The sequence below is a fragment of the [Mycobacterium] stephanolepidis genome (assembly GCF_002356335.1).
GTDB lineage: Bacteria > Actinomycetota > Actinomycetes > Mycobacteriales > Mycobacteriaceae > Mycobacterium > Mycobacterium stephanolepidis.
In genome coordinates this window covers 4571991-4588294 of the sequence record NZ_AP018165.1, presented here as the reverse complement: position 1 = coordinate 4588294, position 16304 = coordinate 4571991, and the positions used below count along the sequence as shown (strand labels likewise).

Here is a 16304-nt window from a genome sequence, read left to right as displayed (position 1 = left end):
ATGAGCCGCTACCTGCTCTCGATTGTCTACCCGCCGGATGCGGTGCAGCCCGACGATGCCGCATTGGAAACCATCGGTGCCGATGTGCAGGCGGTCACCCGCCGCATGCACGACGCGGGGGTGTGGCTCTTCGCCGCCGGACTGCAGCCCGCCGCTACCGCGACCATGGTGAGTGCCAACGCCTCTGGGCATACCACCACCGACGGGCCGTACACCGAGACCAAGGAACAGCTCGGCGGCTTCAGCATCATCGAGGTGCCGACTCTGGCCGAAGCCCAGCAGTGGGCCGCCGAGGTATCCCGTGCGGTGTGGTGCCCCATCGAGGTTCGTGGCCTGGACCGGGGTTGCGGCGAGGTCGACTGAGGCTAGGCCGATGAGGCCGGGCGGTTGCGTTCCAGCACTGCCTCGGCCTCGTCGGCCTGTTGCAGCAGAATCGGGTCGACGGTGTCATCGAGAGCCCGTGCCAACAGTCGCGATGCCAGCGTGACGGTCAATTGTTTTGCCTTCGAGGCATTTTCAGCGATCTTGCCCCAGTCCTCGGACGCATAGCCGGACTCGACGAAGGGCTGCCACACGTCGGCCACGTAGGCGCCGAGCAACAGCTGCGCGATCTGATGTTGCAGCCGGTCGACTTCGCGCAGAGTCTCGGTGACGCGGGACATGGACATGCCCGCGGCGATCAGCAGCTCGATTGCGTCGAGGGTTTCGCAGTCGCGGACCGAGATCGTTTTCGCATCGACGTCAGATACCAGCCCCAGCTCGGTCAGTGCCGCGTCGGCACCCTCGCCGATGCGCGTGATGAGCTCGGCGCGCGGCATTACCACCGGGTCTCCCGTGGCGAATGGGCTGAGGGCTTCGGCCACCATCTTGCGGACGCTGTCCTCGGAGCCGCCGCCTGAGTCGATGACCCGGCGAATGACATCCAGCGGAAACCCCTGGGATTTCAAGTTCTTGACGTGATTGATGATCGCGACGTGGTCATCGGAGTAGATGCCGACGCGTCCCCGCTTCTCGGGTGGGGGTACCAGCCCGAGTGTCTGCCACTCGCGGATGTTGCGCGCCGTCATGGCTACGCGCTGTGCCAGCTGGTCGATAGTCAGGTCCATTAACCGTGAACTTTACTCCCTTGTCCGTTACGGAAGTCTCCGTTACGGTTATTTACGGAACTCAATGACGAGCGAGAGGTAGTTCGATGGTGGCGACCGCCGAGATTACGTATCCGAAGACGCGACGAATCCAATTCGGATTCGGAGAGACGCCCTCCGGGCCCAAGCACTTCGCGCAGGACGACATCGTTTTCAGCCACACCGTGGCCTTCCTGTCGGCCATATTTCCGCCGGGGGAGGACATCTTCGTGCGATCGGTGCGCCGGTACCGGGACAAGATCACCGATCCCGATCTCAAGAAAAGAGTAGCCGGGTTCATCGGTCAGGAGATGACGCACGGATTGCAGCATCGTGAGCTCAACGAGCAGCTTGCCGAAATGGGTTACCCCACAGCGTGGTTTGAATACCTGTTGCAGAGCACCGAGCGTATGGAGAAGTTTCTCGACAAGCAGTACCCCGATCCGGAGCGGTTGACCCGGCTGCGGCACCTATTCCTGGCGTTCACGGTGGGAGCCGAGCACTTCACCGCCGTGTTCGCGGAGAATGTCCTGGGGCGGCCGGATATCCAGAAATTGTTGTCCGACCCCGAAATCCGGAACATGCTCAATTGGCACGCGCTGGAAGAGCTGGAACACAAGTCGGTGGCCTTCGACGTCTATCGCGATATCGGCGCGTCCGAGCAGCTGCGCATCCGCATGATGCGGCTCCTCTCCACCATCGCGGTGCCGGCGATCGTGGCCTCGTCCTGGGTGTCCATCGTCACCACGGATCCGGTGGGTCGGCGCCAGCCGTTGCGGCTGCTGCGAGAGACCTTCGGGATGGTGCGCGGGCCGCTGTTCCGGGGCATCTATCGGGAGATGAAGCCGTTCATGCGCAAGGGATTCCACCCGGATGACATCGACACCAGTGCCCTCATGGTCGAATGGCAGGAAAGGCTCTTCGGCACCGAGGGTGAACTTGTCGGGCATCTGAAATGACCCTCAAACATGATGCACGGCTGGTCTACACCACCACCAAACCCGTTGTTCGGTCACTGATCACCAACGCGGCCACCGAGATGCGAGCCAAGGTTTCCGGCCGCCGATTTCCAGGCGTGCAGGAGACCGTTTTCGATCCGATGGACCCGGAGACCGCCGCCAATCCATACCCCGGATATCGCGCACTGCTGGCGGGTGGCCGGGTGCATTACAACCGAAAACGCAACGCCTTCATCCTATGTCGCTATGAGGATGTGCGCGCGGCAGCTCGTAATGACGCGCTGCTGTCCAACCGCGACGGCGTCGTACGGGCACGGTTCGAAGTTCCGGTGCTGCTGAACATGGACCGACCGCGACACACCGAACTGCGCCGTAAGGCGCTGCCCGGGTTCACCCGTGGAGCCCTGGAGGGTTGGGCGCCGACGGTCGACCGGATGGCCGCCGAGTTGGTGACGGGACTCCCGGGTGGCGTTGTTATGGGGTGCGGCCAACCGTGATCCGCGCGAGTTCGATGACCCGGATCGTTTTCTCGCGACTCGCCCGGTGACCCAGCACGTGGCGTTCGGTTCCGGTGTACATCTGTGCCTGGGGGCAGGGCTGGCCCGCATGGAAGGGCAGGCGGTGCTGCGAGAACTGGTTAACCGAGTGCAACGCGTCGAGGTCGAGGGCGCACCGAGGTGGACCACCAACAGCTCACTGCGTGGTCTTGAGGAGCTGCGGGTTCGGCTCGTGCCGCGTTAGCCGAGTCCGGCCGGGGTATCGCCGCCCTCGCCCGTCACGGGCTTTCGGGATAATCCGACCGAACCTGCGTCCGGACTCGTCGAGGTGGCCGCGGCAATCGCCACGGACTCGTCCACACCGGGGTAGCTGGGACGTAGGGCAACGGGACGCTGAGTCGTGTTGTCCTGTCGGGCCTTACGCGCGGCGGCCATCAGATTGAGGGCCTCGACCAGGATGGCGAACGCCATCGGGCCGTAGATCATCGCCTTGTCGATCTTGATACCGAAGCCGTCGGCGATGAGGAACACCCCGATGAGCAGCAGGAAGGACAGCGCGAGCATCTTGACGGTGGGATGGCGGTTGACGAAGGCGAAGACGAAGCGCGATGCGAAGAGCATGATCGCGAAGGACAGCACCACGACGGTGACGATGATGATCATATTGCTGGTCATGCCCACCGCCGTGATCACCGAGTCGAGCGAGAACACCAGGTCCAGCAGCAGGATCTGCACCAGCACGGATTTGAATGTCGTTACACCCGTGGAAGTTCCGCTTTCTTCGCCGGTGCCTTCGAGCTTGAGATGTATTTCGTGGACAGCCTTGTAGACCAGGAATAGCCCGCCGGCGATCAGGATGAAGTCCTTGATCGAGAACCCCTGGCCGAACAGTTCGAGAACGTCCTCTTTGAGCGTGATGATCCAGCCGGCCAAGAAGACCAACCCCACGCGCATCACCATTGCCAGGGTCAGCCCCAGATTGCGGGCCCGGGCCTGCTGCGCGCTGGGCAGCTTGCTGGCCAGGATGGAGATGAAGATGACGTTGTCGATGCCCAGGACCACCTCCAGCACGAACAGGGTCAGAAAGACGGCCACCAGGTCGGGGGTCAGCGCAAGGGTGAAGTCCACGTCGCGCATGGTACGGGGTGGGGGTATCGGGTGAGTGACGTTTGCGCGCCACCCCTGAGTCGGGCAGATAAACTCTCTTTGGACCCGCAGTTCTGGGGTGTGTGCAATAGTCGAACCACTCGGTAGCTTACTCTGGAGTAAGTTCGTGTTGACGTCCCAACCTCGGAGGCATCCATGGCCGGTGGTACCAAGCGGCTGCCCCGTGCTGTTCGGGAGCAGCAGATGCTGGACGCCGCCGTGGAGGAGTTCGCGCTCAACGGCTTCCGGGACACCTCGATGGACGCCATCGCCGCGGCGGCCAAGATTTCCAAGCCGATGCTCTATCTGTATTACGGCTCCAAGGAAGACCTCTTTGTCGCCTGCTTACGCCGCGAACTCGGCAGGTTCGTCGAGGCGGTGCGTGGCGATATCGACCTCACGAAATCGCCGCGAGACGTGTTGAGCACCACCGTCGTATCGTTTCTCAACTACGTCGACACCCACCGGGCTTCGTGGATCGTGATCTACGGACAGGCCACGAGTACGCAGCTGTTCGCCAAGCAAGTACGCGAGGGGCGCGACCGCATCATCGAACTGGTCGCACGGCTGATCAAGGCCGCTTCACCGGAGATCGACCCCGACACCGACTACGACGCGATGGCCGTCGCCCTCGTCGGCGGTGGCGAGGCCGTCGCCTCCCGGGTTGCGACAGGCGACATCAAGGTCGAAAGCGCCAAGGACACGCTGCTCAACCTCGGCTGGCGCGGTCTGCGTGGTCGTCCGCGCGATGAGCCGGTGGCCAAACGCGCCTAAGTCCTCACACCAGGTAGTAAAGCTTTTCCTGGTGTGCCGCCGGGTCCGAAGGTGTTTCGGCCAACCGCGTCTGCGCGTATCGCACAGCCTTCAGCGTCGCCGAGAATTCGCGGTCTTCCTCGGGGAACACCTGCTCGGCGGGGAGCCAATCGGTGAAGCCGACGTTGTGCAGCAGCGCGAGGGAATCTGGCCGCACTCCGGCGAGCAGGACGGTGACGCCCAGCTCTTGTTGCTCTCGAATGAAGTGCTCCAGGCGCTCGATGCAGACCACGTCGGGATGACGTACCCGCTTCAATCTCAGGATCACGACCTTCAGATTCTCGTCGCGGATCCGGGTGTGCAGCGCCTCGAGATAGCGGTCGAGTTCGGGTGCCGCGCCGAAGAACAGCTCGCCCTCCAGGTCGTAGATGACGGGGGACGACGCGCGTACCGAGCCGGCGGTGTCGGCGGGGTTGTCCTGGGGGTCCGCTCACGGATCACGCCCTCGTCGGTGACGATGAGCTCGGCAGCCTTGAGTTTGGCCGCACGCGGTACGAACAGCAGGATGGAGAGCACCACACCGACCAGCACCGCGGTGTCCAGGTTCAGGGCCACGCCGACCACCGCCGTGATGATGACCAGTCCGGCGTCGTACCGCGAGGCCTTCAGCGCGTACGAGAGGCGCCGGAAGTCCACCAGCCGCACCGCGGTGACCAACAACAGGCCGGCCAGTGCCGCCTGCGGGATATACCGGAGCAGGGGGGCGAACAGTAGTAGCGCGATGGTTACCGTTGCCGCACTGACGATTCCGGAGAATCTGGTTGCCGCGCCGGACTGGTAGTTGATGGCCGATCGGGACAATGAACCCGACCCGGGAAGGCTCTGGAAGAAGCCGCCGGTGAGGTTGGCCAGACCCTCGGCGAGGATCTGCCGGTTGTAATCGATCTGCTGTCCGGTGTGGTGTGCGATGGCCTTCGCAATCGACAACGCCTCGATCAGACCGATGAACGCAATGGCCAATGCGCCGTGCGATAGCTCGCCGAGGGTGCTCACCTGAACCTCGGGGATGTGGAATTCCGGAAGGCTCGCGGGGATCTTGCCGGAGATCTTCACATCGGTATGCCCGGTGCCGTCCGGCACCGACCAGCCGTAGGCGTACGCGATGACCGCCGTCACGATGAGCACCAGCAGCATGTCGATCTGCGGCAGGCCATAGCGTTGAACCAGGCGGCGCAGGAGTATCGCCAACACCACCGCCGTGACGCTCAGGACCAACGCGCGGTAGTTCACGGCATCGCCATGGAACAGCGTGAGCCAGGCGCGCTGCAGCACCTGCATGTGCCCATCTCCCTTGTCCCGCACGCCAATAGCATTGGCCAGCTGGCCAATGGCAAGCAGCAGAGCGGCACTTGCCATGAATCCGATGACGACGGACTCGGAGATGTACCGGGTGAGGTCGCCGAGCTTGAAGACGGCGATGAGGATCTGGAAGGCACCGACCAGCACACCCAGCAGGAACAGGGCTTCGAACAGTCCGGTGCGGTTCTCCGGATCCAGGAATGCCAGCGAGCTGAACACCAGCAGTGAGATGGCGCTTGTGGGTCCGTTGATCAGATGCGACGAGGACCCGAAGATCGACGCGATGGCCGTGACCACGATCGCGGAGTAGACACCGTACTTCGGGTCGACCCCGGCGATGAGCGCATAGGCCATGGCTTGGGGTAGGGATATCGCCGCCACCGTCAGGCCGGCGACGATGTCGCGACGGGCCTTGAGCGCGTCGTAGTTCTCGAATACTCCCAGTGCCGAGGGCATCTAGCGTCCTTGTCTGTCGGAGGCGAAGGTGGTGGTGCCCCGGTCGGTGGTGCGCGGGATGGTCTCGTAGATCCCGTTGTCCGAGAAGAACTTCTGTCGTGCGTCGTCCCAGCTGGTCGCGATTGCCGTGATGGGGAACAGATTTATCGCGGGCAGCGTATTGCTGTGGCGAGCAAGGATTTCGGGCTTGATCGGACGGTAGCCGCGCTGGGCGGCGACCTCCTGCGCCTCATCGGTGAACAGATACTCCAGATACGCCTTGGCGATCGGGGCGCGCTTGGTGTCGTGCAAGTTGGCGTCCACCCAGGCGACTGCGGGCTCTGCGCGGATGCTCACCGGCGGATAGATGATCTCGAGTTCGCCCTTGTTGGCGTTCACCTCGTTGATCGCCTCGTTCTCCCACGTCAGGTGCACGTCTCCGAGCCGTTGAACCGAGAATGTGTTGGTGGCACCTCGCGCTCCGCTGTCGAGCGCGGCCACGTTGCGGAACAGCGCCGTGAGGTAGGAACGTGCGTCCGCTTCGGTGCCTCCGCGCGTCACCACCGAGCCCCATGCCGCGAGCACGGAGAGCTGCCCGTTGCCGGAGGTGCGGGGGTTCGGCGTGATGACGGCGACGTTTTCCTTGGCGAGGTCGGGCCAGTCGTGGATATCGCGCGGGTTGCCCTTGCGCACGACGAACACGATGGTCGAGGTGTAGGGGATGGAGTTGTTGGGCAGCCGTTGACGCCAGTTGGGCGCGATCAGCCCGCGCAGGCTCAGCGTGTCCACATCGCTCACGGATGCCAGCGACACCACGTCGGCGCGCTGACTGCCGTCCAGGACACTGCGGGCTTGGCGCCCCGATCCGCCGTTGGTGCGCTTGATCTCAATCGTCTTGCCGGTCTTGTCCTTGTACTGCTTGGTGAAGGTGCCGTCGAGGACGTTGTAGAGCTCACGCGTCGGGTCATACGACACGTTGAGTAGCTGGTCGGTGCTGTGGTCGGGAAGATTCTTGACCACCACCAGGGTGGTCGCCACGAGGACGGCGACGACGCCGAGGATGTTCAACAAAGGGAGCTGTCGCAGCAGTGCGCGCCAGTCGACGGATGGCGCTTCTTGGTGATCCTCGTCCGCTGGCACCACGTACTCCTCGAATTTGCTGCATGAAATGACGAGCGATCGTAACGAGCGGTTCGCCGAAGTGCAGCTGTCGAGATCAGCGTGAGTATTACCCAAGGGGTCCGGCGAACGCAGAAGGCCCGCGACCGGATTTACCGGTCGCGGGCCTTCAACGAGGTGCTATCAGAGCGGGGTGATGGTTCCGTTCAGGTGCGGATCACCCTTCTTGGGATTGCGAACGGCGATGTCCCAGCCCTTGCCGTCCTTCTCGATCCACACGCCCACCGAGGCGGGCAGCAGAATAGGCTTGCCGAACTTGACGTCGTAACGCACAGCGTCGGGGATCTCGCCCTGAATGTTCCCCAGAACTGCTGCGGCGGTGAACATTCCGTGAGCGATTGCCTTCGGGAAGCCCAGCGCCTTCGCGCCGATCGACGAGGTGTGGATCGGGTTGTGATCCCCACCCACCGATGCGTACCGACGGATCTGTCCACCGCTGATCCGCAGTGTCGAGTTCGGCGGCGGCAGTTTGACTGCCTTGGGCGGTTCGGACTTGGGCCCGTCGGACAGGCTGGTGCGCTGCTGACGCAGGAACGTCATGGTCTGCTGCCACACGGTGTCGGTGCCGATCGTGATATCGGTCAGGACGTCCACCAGCAGGCCCTTGCGATGCTCGCGCAGGTTCTCGGTGCGCACCTCGATGTCGACGGTGTCGGTCGCGGTGATGGCGCGGTGCTGGGTGATGTGGTTCTCCAGGTGCACGGTGCCGATGGCCGGGAATGGGAAATCCAATCCCGTCACCAGTGCCATGACCGAGGGGAACTGCAGCGCGAACGGATAGGTCACCGGCACCTTGTCGGTGAAGCTCAAGCCGGTCACCTTGGCGTAGGCGGCGACGTGTGCGGGGTCGATTTGTACACCGTGGGTCCGAACAACCCTGCTGGGCAGGGTGGACGGACGGGGGATGAACGGCAGTGCACCCACTGCCGCCATCACCATGTTCTGGAGCCCGGACGGCTGAGCCATGGTTACGCCCCCAGCCAGGACTGGCCGCAGACCCGAACCACGTTGCCGGTCACCGCGTTCGAGGCGGGGCTGGCGAAGTAGGCGATGGTCTCGGCGACATCCACCGGCTCTCCACCCTGGTTCAGGGAGTTGATGCGGCGGCCGACCTCGCGGTTGGCCAGCGGGATGGCGGCGGTCATCTTGGTCTCGATGAAGCCCGGTGCGACGGCGTTGATGGTGATGCCCTTCTCGGCCAGCGACGGGGCCAGCGCCTGGGTGATGCCGATCATGCCGGCCTTGGTGGCGCCGTAGTTGGTCTGGCCGCGGTTACCGGCGATACCGGCGATGGAGGCCAGGCCGATGATGCGTCCGCCCTCTCCGATGGTGCCGTTGGCGATGAGGCCCTCGGTAAGACGCTGCGGGGCAAGCAGGTTCACTGCGATGACGGAGTCCCAGCGGGCGTCGTCCATGTTGGCCAGCAGCTTGTCGCGGGTGATGCCGGCGTTGTTGACCAGGATGTCGGCCTTGCCGCCGTGGTGCTCCTTGAGGTGCGCGGTGATCTGATCGATGGCGTCGGCCGCGGTGACGTCCAGGGCCAGCGAGGTGCCGCCGACCTTCTGGGCGACGGCGGTCAGGTCATCCGAGGGCATGTCGATCGCGACGACGGCGGCGCCGTCACGGGCGAACACCTCGGCGATGGTCTCGCCGATACCGCGGGCGGCGCCGGTGACGATGGCGACCTTCCCGGCCAGCGGCTTGTCCCAGTCGGCAGGCGGGGTGGAGTCCTCGGCGCCCACGTAGAACACCTGGCCGTCCACGTAGGTCGACTTGGACGACAGGATGAAGCGGACGGTCGACTCCAGGCCGGTGGCGGCGGTCTTGGCATCGGGATGCACGTAGACCAGCTGCACGGTGGCGCCGTTGCCGAACTCCTTGGCCAGCGAGCGGGTGAAGCCTTCCAGGGCGCGCTGGGCGATGCGCTCGTCGGTGGTGGCTGCCTTGTCCGGGGTGGTGCCGATGACCAGCAGACGGCCCGACTTGCCGACATTGCGCAGCAGTGGGGTGAAGAACTCGTGCAGTCCCTTGAGCTCGACCGGTGTGGTGATGCCGGTGGCGTCGAAGACCAGGGCGCCGAACTTGTCGGCCCAGCGACCGCCGAGGTTGTTGGACACCAGGTCGTAGTCCTCGGCCAGCGCGGCGCGCAGCGGCTCGGCGAGGCGGCCCTCGCCGCCGATCAGCACGGGCCCGGCCAGTGCGGGCTGGCTCTTCTTGTAGCGGCGCAGGTTCTCGGGCTGCGGGATACCCAGGCGGCCGGCGAGCAGGTTGCCGGGCCCGGAGTTGACCAGCAGCGCGTAGAGGTCGTCAGTGAGCTTGGGGGACATGTGCCGTTCCTTAGTGGTTGTCCGTGATTGGTCTAGGGTGAATTCGACAAAGAACTTACTCCAGAGTAAGAATGCTCGGTAATCCTGCCCCCTCAACAGTGGAGAGACAAGTGGCAACTAGCTCGGCACGCAAGTCAGACGCTTCGCAAGGTCGCCGCCGCGTCGCGGTTCTCGGTGGTAACCGCATCCCCTTCGCACGTTCGGACGGCGCCTATGCGAACGCCTCCAACCAGGACATGTTGACCGCCGCCATCACCGGCGCGTCCGATCGCTTCAACCTCAAGGGCGAGCGCCTGGGCGCCGTCATCGCCGGTGCGGTGCTCAAACTGAGCCGTGATTTCAATCTCACCCGTGAATCGGTGCTGGGTAGCCCGCTCTCTCCGTACTCGCAGGCGTTCGACCTGCAGCAGGCCTGTGGCACGGGTCTGCAGGCGGCCATCGTGGGTGCCGACGGCATTGCGCTGGGCCGTTACGAGTCGGTGCTGGCCGGCGGTGTGGACACCACCTCCGATGCGCCCATCAACTTCGGTGATGATCTTCGCCACACCCTGCTGGCGATCCGTCGCGCCAAGGACAACGTGACCCGGCTGAAGCTGCTGGGCAAGCTGCCCGCTGCGCTCGGTGTGGACATTCCGCAGAACGGCGAGCCCCGCACCGGGCTGTCCATGGGCGAGCATGCCGCCATCACCGCCAAGCAGATGGGTGTCAAGCGCACCGATCAGGACGCGCTGGCTGCCGCCAGCCACCAGAAGATGGCCGCTGCCTACGACCGTGGTTTCTTCGACGACCTGATCAGCCCGTTCCTGGGGCTGTACCGCGACGACAACCTGCGCCCGAAGTCGAGCGTGGAGAAGCTGGCGACGTTGAAGCCGGTGTTCGGTGTGAAGCACGGCGACGCCACCATGACCGCGGGTAACTCCACCCCGTTGACCGATGGCGCGTCGGTGGCGCTGCTGTCCAGCGAGGAGTGGGCCGCCGAGCGCGGTATCCCCGTGCTGGCCTACTTCGTCGACGGCGAGACCGCGGCGGTGGATTACATCAACGGTCCCGATGGTCTGCTGATGGCGCCGACCTATGCGGTGCCGCGTCTGCTGGCCCGCAACGGCCTGACCTTGCAGGACTTCGACTTCTACGAGATCCACGAGGCCTTCGCCTCGGTGGTGCTCGCGACACTGCAGGCGTGGGAGTCGGCGGATTACTGCAAGGAGCGACTCGGCCTCGATAAGCCACTGGGTGCCATCGACCGCTCCAAGCTCAACGTCAACGGCTCGTCGTTGGCGGCGGGGCACCCGTTCGCGGCCACCGGAGGCCGCATCGTGGCCCAGCTGGCCAAGCAGCTCGCCGAGAAGAAGAAGGAGAACGGCGGGACCGGCACGTACCGCGGACTCATCTCGGTCTGCGCCGCGGGCGGCCAGGGCGTGACCGCAATCCTGGAAGCCTGAGTGGCTTAAGCACTCATCGAGACCCCCGGTCATCGGCTCCATGCCTTTGACCGGGGGTTTGTCATTCTCGGAATCTGGTCAAAAAAAGTTTCAAGATTTTTCGGAGAGGCTGTAACGCTCTGGAAGTAGGTGTCGATACATGGGTAGCCTCGCGCCACCGTCCGACCCCCCGACCCGACGGCGGCGCGGGGCTACCTAATTTTTTGGGAGCCCTCCGGCACGGCTACGAAGTCAGCAGACCGTATGCCATTCGTGTGAGGCCCATCCGCAGTTGTTGGAGATCGATCGGACTGCGGTCGGTCTGGAAGAACATCAGCGTGGTGGTGATCGCCGAGTTGATGAAGAGCCACGCGATGGTCTCCGCTTCAAGATCGGCGTGGTACTGATCGCGATACTGCTGAACATGCAGGGTCATCATCGTCTGCATCAGTACCGGCATATTCGAGCTGGCCTCGACCTCCCGCGCGAACTCGGGATTCTCGTTGAGATAGCGCAGGGTCGGGGCGTTGTCGGTGGTGAATGCGATCAACATGTCGATCGCTGAGTCCATCATCTGATGTGGTGGCGTCAATGCGTTGGCCGCCAGCGCCGACCGGACACCCGGAAGCTGTCGGTCAGCGGCATCCCGGATCGCGGCCATGATGATGTCGTCTTTGGTGCTGAAGTACTGATAGATCGAGCCCTTGCCGATACCCGTGATGGCGGCAATGCGGTTGGTGGTGATGGCCTCGGGGCCTTCGGTGCGCAGCAGCTGGCCGGTCGCCGCCACGATTTTTGCGACCAGTTCCCGCGATCGCTGCTGCTGTGGCGCCTTGCGTAGCCGTGAACTGCGATTTTCCGATGCCATGACGTCTCCCAGATGAGACTTATATGCGACCTGGTGTTCACGTTAGCTTTTCGGGTAACGACACAAGGAGGTTTCGTTGTGACTGCACTGGTGGAGTCCCCGGCAACGCAGGACTCGGTATCGCGAGATTGGGCGCAGCCGGTGCCCGAGCTGTTCGATCCCCTCGGTCTGACCGCGTCCCTGGGCGGGCAATGGCTGTATCTGCCCGCGGTAGGTGCGGCTTTCATCATGCAGGGCATGCATCCGGTGATCGGGGACGTGACCGATCGGTATTCGGTGGCAGATCGAGACCCGGCGGGCCGGGCGATCCGTTCCTTCGATGCGGTACAGCAGTGGATCTTCGGGGGCAAGGCCGCGATCGAACAGGGCTATTGGTTGCGCACGATGCATAAGCCGCTGCAGATGCAGGGTGAGAGCGGCAGTAGGAGGGGCAAGCACATCAGCGCACTCGACCCCGAGGCGTACGCCTGGGTGATCGCGACGGCGTATGTGGCGGGCCGTCGGGTGACACCGCGATTCCTGGGACGGGACCTGACCGACGAGGAAGACGAGCAGCTCTTTCAGGACAATCGCCTACTGGCCCGCATCACTCAGGTGCCCGAGCGTGGGTATCCCAGGACCCGCGTGGAGTTCTGGGAGTACTACGACCGCATGGTCGAGCAGGCTCTGATCAATCATCCTGCGGTCGCGGAGAATCTGGGGAAGCTGGTTGATCCCTTGAGCGGCATCGAGGATTCACCGCTGGTGCGCCGGCTCCCGCGTTGGGTTCCCTCGAGTCTCGTGGTCGCGGCGTTAAAGCCCGTGCTGGCACCGATTTCCCGTGTCTTCTTCGTCCTGACCTTTGGGGCCATGGATCAGCGCGTGCGTGACATTCTCGGCGTCGCATGGACCCAGCGGGACGAGCGTCTGCTGCGTAGGTTCTTCACCGCTTATCGCGCCGCCGCTCGGGTGCTGCCCGAGCGTGTCACCTATTCGCCGCTTGCCTACCATGCCCGCGAACATCAGCGAGTGATCAACCGGATGCGCGGCCGTGAACTGGCCAACTTCGCGGCGCACGACAAGGGCGAACCGTCTGCCGTTCGGCGTGCCCAGCGGGCGAATGCATGACATCCTATCGTCGTTCGCATGCCTCGGTGATACGTAGCGTCCCAGGGGAATTCGAGCCCTGTGTGGTAGAGGTGGAAGATCCGCGGCCCGGCGAGATCATGGTCCGGATGGCGGCCGTCGGTCTGTGTCATTCTGACGATCACATCGCCACCGGAGACTTCCCGGTCGAGATGCTGCCGATGTGCGGAGGTCATGAGGGCGCCGGCGTTGTGGAGAAGGTCGGCGATGGCACAACACAATTCACCGTCGGAGACCATGTGGTGCTGACGTTTCTGCCCGCCTGCGGCCGCTGCCTGTGGTGTTCGCGCGGCATGCAGCAGCTCTGCGATGCCGGTGCCTATGCCCTCACCGGATCCAGATTCGACGACCCCACCAGTTACCGGCTGCGTCTCGACGGGCAGCCGTGTGGGCAGCAGTTGGGGCTCTCGGCGTTCAGCGAGTACACCACCGTCTCTGTTCAGTCCGCGTACAAGGTTCCCAAGGAGCTTCCGTTGAATCGGTTGTGTCTGTTGGGATGTGCGATGGGCACCGGATGGGGCACCGCCGTCAACGCCGCCGCGGTCAGGCCCGGGCAGACGGTGATCGTCATGGGATTGGGCGGAGTCGGTGCCGCTGCCGTCCAGGGGGCCGCGCACTCCGGAGCGGCGAATGTTCTCCTGGTCGACCCGGTCCCGTATAAACGTGAGGCGGCAAAAACATTCGGCGCGACCGAGGTGTTCGCGTCGATGGAGGAGGCCGCCGATCGGGCCCGCTCCTACACCAACGGTCAGGGCGCGGACGCCACCATGATCACGGTGGGCCGGATGGAGCCGGGCGATCTCAGCGCCGCCGTGGACTCCATCCGTAAGGGCGGCACGGTGGCGATGACCAGCATGGGCGCCTTCCGCCCCGAGGATGTGTCACTGGATCTGAGCATGGTCACGCTGATGCAGAAGACGATCAAGGGCGTCATCTACGGGAACTGGAGTCCGTTTGAGGCGGTGCCCACCATGTTGGCGCTCTATGCCGGCGGTGAACTCAGGACGGACGAGATGGTGACCCGCACCTATGCCCTTGACGAGATCGCTCAGGGATATCGGGACATGAAGCAGGGTAAGAATATTCGTAGCATTGTGGAGTTCGGGTAGTCAGGCCGCCACCGTCACAAGCCGTTTCGGATATCCCGCCGCCCCATCGGGTACGGGGGACGCGATCTGATCGGTCTGCACCGCTCCGGTGCCGTCGGTGGCGCGTGCGGTGATGATGTGTTCGCCCGGTGTCGCCTGCCAACCGAACCACCATTGCCGCCAGGTGTCGACCGAGTACTCGGGGGCAAGCGTTGCGGACTGCCAGGGGCCGTCATCGATCTGTACTTCCACCTTGGTGATGCCCCGGTGCTGCGCCCACGCCGTGCCCGCCACGATCTGGGTGCCTGTGCCCAGGCGGCCGCCCGTTCGGGGCGTGTCGATGCGACAGCCCGTTTTGATGGGACCCCGCGCCGACCAGCCGCGAACGGTCCAGTACGCCCGCGCGGTGTCGAATCGGGTGATCTCCCAGTCGACAACCCACTTGGTCGCGGACACGTAGCCGTACAGCCCGGGCACCACCTGCCGGACCGGGTATCCGTGCTCGACGGGAAGTGGTGTCCCGTTCATCGCAATGGCCAGGATGGCGTCGCGTCCGTCGGTGAGCACATCGAGGGGGGTGCCGGCCGTCCAGCCGTCGGCGCTTTTTGACAACAGCATGTCCGCATCACCGTGTACTCCAACGGATTCCAGGATCGCCTTGATGGGAAAGCCCGTCCACATCGCGTTGCCGATCAAGTCCCCGCCGATCTCGTTGGAGACGCAGGTCAAGGTGACGGCGCGTTCCGTTGCCGCCATGGCGTTCAGGTCGGCCCATGTCAGGGTGCGCGGACGGTCGACCATGCCGTGAATGTTCAGCTGCCACTCGGCGGTGGTCAGCTGGGGCACCCGCAGTGCCGTGTCGATGCGATAGAAGTCCGCGTTGCCGGTGATGTAAGGGGCCGCACCTTTGACGTCGATGCCGTCGGGCAGCGGCGGAGCGGGTGCGACGGGTGCGGGCAGTACGGCGTCTCGGCGTTCCTCGGCGACGACGGCACCTTTGCTCCAGCGGTTGCCGAGCCAGTAGGTCCCCGCTGATCCGAGGGCGAAAACCGCCGCTGCCCCGAAGAATTTGCGTCGGTCCGGCGCGTCCTGGTCATCGACACGGCCCACCAGGGCGCGCAGCACGAGCACTCCCGCCACGGCCGCGATCACCGATGGCCAGATCCAGGTGAAGGCTCCTGTCGGCCGGGTTGCGGCGGCCAATGCACCGATGACACCGAGCGCCGCGATGAGCGCCGAGCCATAGCGTCGTTCTCGCTCCACGAGACCGGCCGTGGCCGCGAGTAGGGCGATGATCGCGGACAGGCACGCGAACAACACCGCCTTGTCGGAGGTGCCGAAGACCCCGATCACCCATTCGCGTACGGCTGCCGGGGTGTGGTCGACGACCATGTTTCCGACCGCGAAGAAGGGTGCGGAGTCCGGTGCAATGGCCGCGGCTGTGAGTTGTCCGGCCGCCAGCGCGGCGCCCGCGGCGATAACGCCCGCGATGATTCGTCGTGCTGCCTGTTCCATCGTCACCTCCGTTGGGGTCCACTCTTCTCCTGCTTTCAACGAGCCGCCACCGCATATGGTTCAGATGTGGCGCGGGTGTTGGTGACGGGCATGTCGGGAACAGGGAAGAGCACGCTGCTCGCGGAGCTCGCGTGTCGCGGATTTCGGACAGTCGACACCGATTACGACGGCTGGACGCTGCCCGATGGCGGCTGGGACGCCGTCAGGATGGTGGCGCTGCTGAACCGGTATCCGGATGTCGTCGTGTCCGGAACCGTGGACAACCAGGTGGACTTTTACGACAGCTTCGGCCACGTGGTGCTGCTCAGAGTGCCGCTACAGGTTGCCATCGCGCGTGTGAGCTCTCGTACCAACAACCCGTACGGCCGAACCGAAATCGAGCGGGCCGAGATCGCGCGGTACACCGAAGAGGTGGAGCCGCTGCTGCGTCAGAGCGCTACCGTGGAATTGGATGGGCGCCTTTCCGTGGCCGAATTGGCCGAACGCGTCGGGGCACTGGCGCGGTGAT

General features: G+C 64.3%; 16 protein-coding genes and 1 pseudogene. 9 read left to right on the top strand and 8 right to left on the bottom strand.

What is annotated here, in order from left to right; genetic code table 11:
* Positions 1–363: a YciI family protein gene (locus MSTE_RS22810; RefSeq protein WP_096504633.1), complete on the top strand. Its 363-nt coding sequence runs from the start codon at positions 1–3 to the stop codon at positions 361–363.
* Positions 364–365: 2 nt separating this feature from the next.
* Here MSTE_RS22810 and MSTE_RS22805 read toward each other — a convergent pair whose 3' ends face one another.
* Entirely contained in the window at positions 366–1106 is a 741-nt protein-coding gene (locus tag MSTE_RS22805; protein ID WP_096504631.1) for a MerR family transcriptional regulator, read from the bottom strand.
* Positions 1107–1192: 86 nt separating this feature from the next.
* On the opposite strand from MSTE_RS22805, the gene MSTE_RS22800 reads away from it, so the two are divergent.
* The 3 genes from MSTE_RS22800 to MSTE_RS25615 are packed head-to-tail and all read left to right on the top strand — an operon-like array spanning position 1193 to position 2824.
* Positions 1193–2083, top strand: a complete 891-nt coding sequence (locus tag MSTE_RS22800) for a metal-dependent hydrolase (RefSeq protein ID WP_096504629.1) — start codon at positions 1193–1195, stop codon at positions 2081–2083.
* The gene (locus MSTE_RS22795; protein WP_231896946.1) at positions 2080–2580 is read left to right on the top strand and encodes a cytochrome P450; all 501 of its coding nucleotides are present in this window, start codon (positions 2080–2082) and stop codon (positions 2578–2580) included. Before MSTE_RS22800 ends, MSTE_RS22795 begins: the two co-directional genes overlap by 4 nt.
* Positions 2549–2824: a cytochrome P450 gene (locus tag MSTE_RS25615; RefSeq protein WP_231896945.1), complete on the top strand. Its 276-nt coding sequence runs from the start codon at positions 2549–2551 to the stop codon at positions 2822–2824. The genes MSTE_RS22795 and MSTE_RS25615 overlap by 32 nt, the downstream gene beginning before the upstream one ends.
* Here the strand turns inward: MSTE_RS25615 and MSTE_RS22790 are convergent.
* A complete protein-coding gene (locus tag MSTE_RS22790) occupies positions 2821–3708 on the bottom strand; it encodes a TerC family protein (protein WP_096506287.1) in 888 nt (295 codons plus the stop codon). The two genes, MSTE_RS25615 and MSTE_RS22790, sit on opposite strands and share 4 nt — an antisense overlap.
* Before the next feature lie 174 nt (positions 3709–3882).
* Here MSTE_RS22790 and MSTE_RS22785 point away from each other — a divergent pair, with 174 nt between their 5' ends.
* Positions 3883–4500 carry a TetR/AcrR family transcriptional regulator gene (locus MSTE_RS22785; protein ID WP_078300098.1) on the top strand — a complete coding sequence of 206 codons (618 nt, stop codon included), beginning with the start codon at positions 3883–3885 and terminating at the stop codon, positions 4498–4500.
* Positions 4501–4504: 4 nt separating this feature from the next.
* Here the strand turns inward: MSTE_RS22785 and MSTE_RS22780 are convergent.
* The 4 genes and pseudogenes from MSTE_RS22780 to MSTE_RS22765 all read right to left on the bottom strand — a co-directional run bounded on the left by MSTE_RS22780 (position 4505) and on the right by MSTE_RS22765 (position 9779).
* Positions 4505–6294: pseudogene (locus MSTE_RS22780) on the bottom strand (SulP family inorganic anion transporter).
* Positions 6295–7413, bottom strand: coding sequence for a sulfate ABC transporter substrate-binding protein (locus MSTE_RS22775; protein WP_096506285.1), 1119 nt, complete (start codon positions 7411–7413; stop codon positions 6295–6297).
* 162 nt (positions 7414–7575) lie between these two features.
* Positions 7576–8418, bottom strand: coding sequence for a MaoC/PaaZ C-terminal domain-containing protein (locus tag MSTE_RS22770; RefSeq protein ID WP_030097303.1), 843 nt, complete (start codon positions 8416–8418; stop codon positions 7576–7578).
* A gap of 2 nt (positions 8419–8420) precedes the next feature.
* Entirely contained in the window at positions 8421–9779 is a 1359-nt protein-coding gene (locus MSTE_RS22765) for a 3-oxoacyl-ACP reductase (RefSeq protein ID WP_096504627.1), read from the bottom strand.
* A gap of 110 nt (positions 9780–9889) precedes the next feature.
* Between MSTE_RS22765 and MSTE_RS22760 the strand changes: the two genes are divergently transcribed.
* Entirely contained in the window at positions 9890–11221 is a 1332-nt protein-coding gene (locus MSTE_RS22760; protein WP_096504625.1) for an acetyl-CoA C-acetyltransferase, read from the top strand.
* 223 nt (positions 11222–11444) lie between these two features.
* On the opposite strand, the gene MSTE_RS22755 is transcribed toward MSTE_RS22760, so the two are convergent.
* Positions 11445–12068: a TetR/AcrR family transcriptional regulator gene (locus MSTE_RS22755; RefSeq protein ID WP_096504623.1), complete on the bottom strand. Its 624-nt coding sequence runs from the start codon at positions 12066–12068 to the stop codon at positions 11445–11447.
* Positions 12069–12146: 78 nt separating this feature from the next.
* Between MSTE_RS22755 and MSTE_RS22750 the strand changes: the two genes are divergently transcribed.
* Both MSTE_RS22750 and MSTE_RS22745 read left to right on the top strand, forming a co-directional pair.
* Entirely contained in the window at positions 12147–13175 is a 1029-nt protein-coding gene (locus MSTE_RS22750; protein WP_231896944.1) for an oxygenase MpaB family protein, read from the top strand.
* Entirely contained in the window at positions 13172–14302 is a 1131-nt protein-coding gene (locus tag MSTE_RS22745; protein ID WP_096504619.1) for an NDMA-dependent alcohol dehydrogenase, read from the top strand. The genes MSTE_RS22750 and MSTE_RS22745 overlap by 4 nt, the downstream gene beginning before the upstream one ends.
* Here MSTE_RS22745 and MSTE_RS22740 read toward each other — a convergent pair whose 3' ends face one another.
* On the bottom strand, positions 14303–15796 hold the full coding sequence (locus tag MSTE_RS22740) for a molybdopterin-dependent oxidoreductase (protein ID WP_096504617.1): 1494 nt from the start codon (positions 15794–15796) through the stop codon (positions 14303–14305).
* Between the two features lie 66 nt (positions 15797–15862).
* On the opposite strand from MSTE_RS22740, the gene MSTE_RS22735 reads away from it, so the two are divergent.
* Entirely contained in the window at positions 15863–16303 is a 441-nt protein-coding gene (locus tag MSTE_RS22735) for an AAA family ATPase (protein WP_096504615.1), read from the top strand.
* Position 16304 lies beyond the last annotated feature (1 nt).